General features: G+C 40.4%; 5 protein-coding genes. All 5 read right to left on the bottom strand.

The features are described 5' to 3' along the window. On the bottom strand, window positions 1-560 hold a 560-nt coding region (locus BCG07_RS15945; protein WP_286891063.1), incomplete at its 3' end, for an SPOR domain-containing protein. Between the two features lie 11 nt (window positions 561-571). Beyond that, complete coding sequence (folC, locus tag BCG07_RS15940) at window positions 572-1837, bottom strand: bifunctional tetrahydrofolate synthase/dihydrofolate synthase (RefSeq protein WP_286891062.1); 1266 nt, start codon at window positions 1835-1837, stop codon at window positions 572-574. A gap of 24 nt (window positions 1838-1861) precedes the next feature. Continuing rightward, a complete protein-coding gene (accD, locus tag BCG07_RS15935; RefSeq protein WP_243531218.1) occupies window positions 1862-2737 on the bottom strand; it encodes an acetyl-CoA carboxylase, carboxyltransferase subunit beta in 876 nt (291 codons plus the stop codon). Window positions 2738-2887: 150 nt separating this feature from the next. Continuing rightward, window positions 2888-3682, bottom strand: a complete 795-nt coding sequence (truA, locus tag BCG07_RS15930) for a tRNA pseudouridine(38-40) synthase TruA (protein ID WP_243531220.1) — start codon at window positions 3680-3682, stop codon at window positions 2888-2890. 155 nt (window positions 3683-3837) lie between these two features. Then, window positions 3838-7447: FimV/HubP family polar landmark protein (locus BCG07_RS15925; RefSeq protein ID WP_286891059.1), on the bottom strand; the 3610-nt coding region annotated here is incomplete at its 5' end.

Genomic DNA, 7447 nt, shown 5'->3' with positions numbered 1-7447 from the left:
GGTGTTTTTATAGGTTTAGTAAACGTATTAAACCCTTTTGAAGTTAATTTAGCCTGTAATGCTTTAACATTTGCAGCATGAGAAAAACTACCTAACTGCACCACATAGGCCATATCAGTTAGGTTTTCGTCACTTTTACGCGGCGTAATAGGCTTAGGTGCCTCTTTAACTACTTTTTCGGGAACCTTAGTCTCTTCTTTCGCTTTAGCAACTTGCGGTTCAGCAATATCAGTTTTTGTAGCTTTAGGTATAACTGACGCTTCAACTATTTTCTCTTCGCTAGCAAAGTTACTTTGTGCAATAGTATCGTCTTGCTCTAAAACGTCATCATCAGGAGAAATATCTTCAATGTTATCTTGCTTTAACGGTTCAGCTATAGCTACTTGATCATTAATTGAGTCTTGCAAGTCAATCGTTTTGAACTCAGGTCGCTCTGGGATCGCTTTAAAGCCTTCCTTGTAATGCACTTTTTCGCCATCAAGTATGTTTGGGATAAACACAATCGCTGCGATCACCACAATACTTGTTCCAACTAAGCGATTTATAAAACTTGAGTTCACCGATATCCTCTCTATTTTTTAAAATAATTAATAGCATCTGCTACTGTAAAAAATGAACCAAATACAATTAAAATAACATTGTCTTGTTGCTTAGGTAAAATAACACTCAGTGCTCGTTCAACGCTTTCAAAGCTTTGTACCTTGTCGTGAGTAGATACGCTTTGTAGGGCTTCTTTTAGGTTATTAGCACTATCACCACGAGGGCCGCCTAAGCTAGCAAGAAACCAATCATCAACAAGATGGGCTAGCTCTTTGAGCACCGCTGCTTTATCTTTATCAGCAAGCATAGCGGCTAATGCATGAACTTTAAAGCCTTTATCTTTGTAACTTAATAACTTATTGGCTAAATAGCGAGCTGACTCTGGATTGTGAGCGACGTCTGTAAATACCAATGGCTCTGTGCTTAACTGTTCGAAGCGCCCTTCCACCACCAAGTTAGCTAAGCAATTCTTTATTACATCAACATTGGGTAATAAATTTAAAACGCTCAACACTGTTAGAGCAGTCGCTGCATTTTGCGCGGGTATTGCAGGTTTATTGAGTGTAAGGTTATGTTTTTCAAATTGCCAATTAAACGTTTTGTCGTGCTCTTTAAAAATAAAGTCAGTGCCTGATAATGTCATATTGGCACTAATCTCGTTACCGTAATCAATCATTGTATGCGGGATACTTAAGTCCCCAATGATAGCGGGGGTATCTTTGCGGAATATACCCGCTTTATCGTACGCCACCAGCTCTCGGGTATCGCCAAGGTATTCTTTGTGGTCTAAATCGATGGTTGTAATCACACTTGCATATGGCGTTACTATATTTGTTGCATCAAAACGCCCGCCTAAGCCAACTTCTAATAATACATAATCTACTTCAAAGCGCTTAAAAATAGCCAGTGCCCCCAACGTACCGTACTCAAAATACGTAAGCGGTGTGCTACCCCGGCCTTGCTCTAGCGTGTTGAAGGCATCAACATGGTATTGATCATCAAGCTCTTGACCATTTATGCGAACACGTTCGTTATATCGAATTAAATGAGGAGAGGCGTAAGTACCTACGCTGTAACCTTGCGCAAGTAGTAGCGATTCTAAACAGCGCGCAGTCGTGCCTTTGCCGTTTGTGCCGCCAATAAGAATAATTTTGCTGGAAGTGTTTAATAAGCCAATATTATTGGCAACATCTGCAACGCGCTCTAAGCCCATTGCAATGTTGGCTGGGTGAACACTTTCTAAATAAAAAAGCCAATCATCAAGGCTTGATGATTGGCTAGGGATTGTTTTTGTCATAGCATAAATCAGAAAAGCTTAAATTTACGCTACTCTATGCTCTTGTTCAGTAGAAGGCAAGTTCATAAATTTAGCAAGCACACGTGCTAACGTATCACGCATTTCACGGCGGTCAACAATCATGTCTATTGCACCGTGCTCAAGTAAAAACTCACTACGCTGAAAACCTTCTGGTAAGGTTTCGCGAACTGTTTGTTCTATTACTCGCGGGCCAGCAAAGCCAATTAAGGCTTTTGGTTCAGCAACGTTAATATCACCTAGCATTGCTAATGAAGCCGATACACCACCCATTGTTGGGTCGGTCATTACCGAAATAAATGGCAATCCTTTTTCGCTCATTTTAGCAAGTGCTGCACTGGTTTTGGCCATTTGCATAAGCGACATAAGTGCTTCTTGCATACGTGCACCACCTGAGGCAGAAAAGCACACTAATGGCATGTTGTGCTCTAAACATTGGTCTACGGCATCAACAAACCGTGCGCCAACAACCGAAGCCATTGAACCACCCATAAATGAGAATTCAAAAGCAACCGCAGCAACAGGAATGCCTTTTAAGCGGCCCTTCATTGCAACTAGCGCGTCTTTTTCGCCACTTGATTTTTGGGCTGCGCTAATACGGTCTGAGTATTTTTTAGAGTCTTTAAACCTTAATACATCTTTAGGCTCGTGCTCAGTACCAAGCTCCGTGCGGTCACCTTCATCTAAAAAGTGCTCTAAACGTTTACGGCCGCTCACACGCATGTGATGGTCGCATTTAGGACAGACGTTTAATGATTTTTCTAGTTCAGCTTTATATAAAATTGAATCGCAAGCTGTACATTTAGCCCAAACGCCTTCTGGAATTTCTTTACGACCTGACGACTTAGTCGTTTTAGGTAAGATTTTTTCTAACCAACTCATTTGCAACTCTCTTAATGCTGTTCTGTGTCGCGAGTCTGCTAATAAGTAGCAAACAGATTTTTTCAATTAAAACATGAATTACACAAACACGGTATAAAAAACTGGTCTTAGTAGTTAGAGGAAATTAAATTTAGCGATTAATAATTCTAACTAAATATCAACATCAGGTAAAAATAATGGCCCTAGTGGGGTTTTAGGAATATTAAACTGCTCTGGGTAATCAACATCGACTAAATACAAACCAGCGGCTTTAGCGGTTGCACTCGCTTTAGCACGCTCTTTTAAATCTAATAGCTCTTTTAACCATATAGGTTGGTGCTTGTGTAAGCCAATATCCATTAAGCAACCGGTTATATTGCGCACCATATGATGCAAAAATGCATTCGCCTTAATATCAATTACAACGTAATCACCTTGGCGCTGAACAGATAAATGATGAATTGTACGTTTAGCGGTATTAGCTTGGCAGTGTAATGCTCTGAATGATGTAAAGTCATGCTCACCAATTAAATGCTGACACGCCTCTTGCATTACCTTTTCATCTAGCTTGTGATGGAAATGAGTAACACCCTCGTTCATAACAGCTCCACGGTATGGATAGTTATAAATAACGTAGCGATACCTTCTTGCGGTTGCACTAAAACGTGCATGAAAGTCTTCTGCAACAGGTTGAGCAAATCGAATAGCAATATCTTTAGGTAGCAAAGTGTTCATACCCATAGTAAACGCGACCATTTCACGAGATGCATTGGTTTCAAAATGAACAACTTGGCCTGTTCCATGCACTCCTGCGTCAGTTCGCCCTGCACACACAATTTCAACTGGGTGGTTACAGATACTCGACAGCGCCTTTTCTACTTCTTGTTGTACACTATTTACGTGCGATTGACGCTGCCAACCACTATAACGTGCGCCATTATATTCAACCCCAAGTGCTACTCGCATATTTATCGTTTTACCTACTGTACTAATTAACGGCGCATTTTATGCTATCTCGCGGCGCAATAAAAGCGACCGTGATGTAATCATATAAAAACAATAAAAAACCCATAATCAGCATCACCAATTATGGGTTTATCGTATTTAAATTAACACAAAAGCTATTGTTGTAATTTTGCTTGCAAACTAAGCGCTTCTTCTTGAACTTCTTCAGGTCCTTTTGCTATTACGTCTTCAATCACCTTAAGCGCGGAATCAAAGTCGTCGATTTCAATATAGGCACGTGCTAAGTCTAACTTAGCGGAGTAACCTCCACTCTCGGCATCAACGTCTGTTGGATTATCACCAGCAAGTAATGCATCAAACTCACTTAAACCTAAGTCTATATTTACGTCATTGTAAGGCTCATGCTCAAGTTCAGCATCGTCACTTTGCTCAAGTAATGAGTCAATATCTACAAAATCGTCTTCACCTAAAGGTTTTGCGTCTTCAGGGACTGGCTCTTTATGATTGAAGACTTCTTCATCAACTAAGTCTTCTTTCAATAAAGAATCAAAGTCAACATCAAACTCGCTGCTATCTTCTATAGCAAGTTCATCGGGAGCGGCTAACTCATTGAGCAATGAATCGAAATCGGTTTCACTTAAATCAGCCATAAATTCATCATCAAGTGCTTCATCTGATACAAGGTTAGTATCACCCTGAGAATCAACTTGAGTTAGTTCAGCTTCACGATCAACATTAGTTTGTTCATTTATTTCATCGTCCGATTCACTTATAAATGCTGGATTGTCTAGCCCAACGCTACTATCAGGCGCTAAATAGTCCGCATCAGCGTTATTCGACTCTGTGAGTAAATCATCAAGTGTGTCATCGTTTAAGTCGTTAAGATTGTCGAGCACACCATCTAGTTCATTAAATTCATCAATTAACAGGTCGTCATTAAAGTTAGTTCCCGCGCTGTCTATATCATCTTCAGCTGAATTTTGATTATCAGCTTCGTTGTCATTAAGCTCTGGATTTAACGCATCGTCACTGGTTATTTCACTATTATCTTCACCTGAACCTGAGAAATCAGCACCATTATCCGGTCTATTAGGAAGTAGCTCTTCAACTTCTTCTACCGAAACCGAATCATCGTTAACTTGAGCAATTGATCCCTCAACCTCGTCATTGATTTCAAGCTCAGCATCTAGTTCATCTAGTTCATCTAGTTCATCTAGTTCATCTAGTTCATCTAGTTCATCATCAACAGTTTGCTCGATGCCTAAATCAGATGATTCAAACTCTACGCTATTAGGTAAATCAGTGCTATCAGCGTCAACATCAGAAACTGGCACCTCATCTATTTCAACAGGTAAAGGATCAAGTTCTAAATCAACACCGGTTTCTGCTAAATCGTTTTGTGAATATTCAAGGTTTTCGTCTAAAATTTGGCTTTCATCAGAAGCTTCAGGCGCTGATACTTCAGTCTTGTCATTAGTTTCTAGCACTAACTCTGATTCATCAAACTCATTATCAATTAATGGTTCATTATCAAAGTCATCCTCTAGGCTATCTAAATCAAAATTTGATGAAAGTGCTTGCGATAGTTCTTGCTCTGTTTGGCTTGGTGATAATTCTCGTTCATGCTCACTGTCGACTTCCTGAGCAATCGCACTGCCGCCATCATCATCTAAATCTTGTTCAAATTCTTTAGTATCCGTTCTCTCAATGTCGTTTTGGGGCGTTTCTAAAACTTGCTCTTCAACGCCTTCGACACCCACAGAATCAAATTCTAAATCAGCGCCTAGTAATGAATCTTCGTCCGTATCCTCTGGGACTAAAACGTTGGCTTCTTCATTAATTTCAGGCTCTAAATTTGATTCATCGAACTCGCTATCAATTAATGGCTCATCATCAAAATCATCTTCTAAGCTATCTAAATCAATATTTGATGAGAGCGCTTGCGATAGTTCTTGCTCTGTTTGACTTGGTGATAGTTCTGGCTCTAGGCTTGCATCTAAAGTTTCATCAATTGTGGTATCACTAACAACTTCATCTAAATTTAATCCATCTAGCTCTTCGTCGTTATCAGTATCACCATCTGGCGTCTCTGAAACAAGCTCCTCAAAGTCTTCTGCATTGACAGAATCAAATTCTAAGTCGGCGTCTAACCCTGCTAAATCAACCTGTGAATCATCAAAGTCCTCTTGCGATAACAATGCTTCATCTGTAATTTCTGGTAGTGGTTCTTCACTTTCTGAATTAGTATCAAGTCCAGAATCTGACTGTTCAAACTCACTATCGATTAACGGCTCATCGTCAAAGTCATCTTCTAGGCTATTTAAATCAATACTTGATGAGAGCGCTTGTGATAATTCTTGCTCTGTTTGACTTGGTGATAGTTCTGAATCAAGTTCTTCATCAGCCAGCACCTCGATATCATTATCCGAAAAATCTGAAACCTCTTCTGCAAACTCTTCGTCATCATCTAATTCATTATGCCCTTCTTTTGTCGCGAATTCTTCAGCATCGCCTACCGCCAATAGCTCATTGTCATCAATTATTGGGACTTCATCAAAATCAGCAGTGGCATGGGGCTCATCATCAAGTTCCTCGTCAAAGTTACTCAAGTCTGCGCCCTTAGAAATAGAGTCAGCTAAATCTTTTTCTGTTTGACTAACAACATTTTCACCTTCATTGCTAGTAGATTCTTGCGTTTCAGCCCCTTGATCTTCAGCTATTTCTAACTCAGGGTAATCGTCTAACTCTTCACTAGGCGTTATTGATTCTGTTTCTAGTAATTCATCCTCAAGGGATAAATCAGAATCTGTGTCTTCTGCTAAGGGATCATCACCTAGATCAACTTCAACCTCTTCAATTTCATCGTCCAGATCATCAAGTGTCCAATCAGGGCTTTCTACGTATTCTGAGTCTTCTGGTTGTTGTAATTCATTTAAGAGTTCGTCTACACTTTGCAACGCATCATCGTTATATTCATCCAGTAAATCTTCTGGATCTAAAAGCGTGTCTGATGTGTCTGTAAAATCATCGGCCCCAAAGTCTTCAAGCACTTCATTAGGCTCTAGCTCTTCTTCAAGCTCTGGCTCTTCTTCAAGCTCGGGCTCCTCTAAAAGCTCAGGCTCTTCTGCAAGCTCTGGCTCCTCTTCAAGCTCTGGCTTTTCTTCAAGTTCTGGCTCTTCTGCAAGCTCTGGCTCTTCTTCAAGCTCTGGCTCTTCTTCAAGCTCAGGCTCTTCTGCAAGCTCTGGCTCCTCTACAAGCTCTGGCTCCTCTACAAGCTCTGGCTCTTCTTCAAGCTCAGGCTCTTCTTCAGACTCATTCTCCGATTCAGATTCAGATTCATCAATCAAAGCTGAAGCTAAAGATTCGACATCATCAACATTTAACTCTTCTTGTGCATCAGCTAAATCATCGACAGAACCGGCCAAAGCAGTATCAATGTCATCGTTTTCTTCGACTAACGACTCTGTTAGCGTTTCATTAGCTGAATCGTCATCTGCTTCATCAATTAAGCTGTCGATGTCATCCAAATCAAAGTCATCGCTTTCTTCTACTGAATTGTCTGTTAATGTTTCATTTGCTGAGCCGTCGTCCGCTTCATCAATTAAGCTGTCGATATCGTCCAAATCAAAGTCATCGCTTTCTTCAACTAACGACTCTGTTTGCGCTTCACTTACGGAATCTTCATCTGCTTCATCAATTAAGCTGTCGATATCGTCCAAATCAAAGTCATCGCTTTCTTCAACTAACGACTCTGTTTGCGCTTCA

Origin of the sequence: Pseudoalteromonas sp. ESRF-bin5, assembly GCF_002632075.1 — a bacterium.
Lineage (GTDB): Bacteria > Pseudomonadota > Gammaproteobacteria > Enterobacterales > Alteromonadaceae > Pseudoalteromonas > Pseudoalteromonas marina.
The sequence above is the reverse complement of the archived record's forward strand: the minus strand, read 5'-3'. Positions and strand labels throughout refer to the sequence as shown.

What these genes read in the sequence shown, in the direction of transcription:
- folC (WP_286891062.1), bottom strand. Translation starts at nt 1,837, where the DNA reads ATGACAAAAACAATCCCTAGCCAATCATCAAGCCTTGATGATTGGCTT.
- accD (WP_243531218.1), bottom strand. Translation starts at nt 2,737, where the DNA reads ATGAGTTGGTTAGAAAAAATCTTACCTAAAACGACTAAGTCGTCAGGT.
- truA (WP_243531220.1), bottom strand. Translation starts at nt 3,682, where the DNA reads ATGCGAGTAGCACTTGGGGTTGAATATAATGGCGCACGTTATAGTGGT.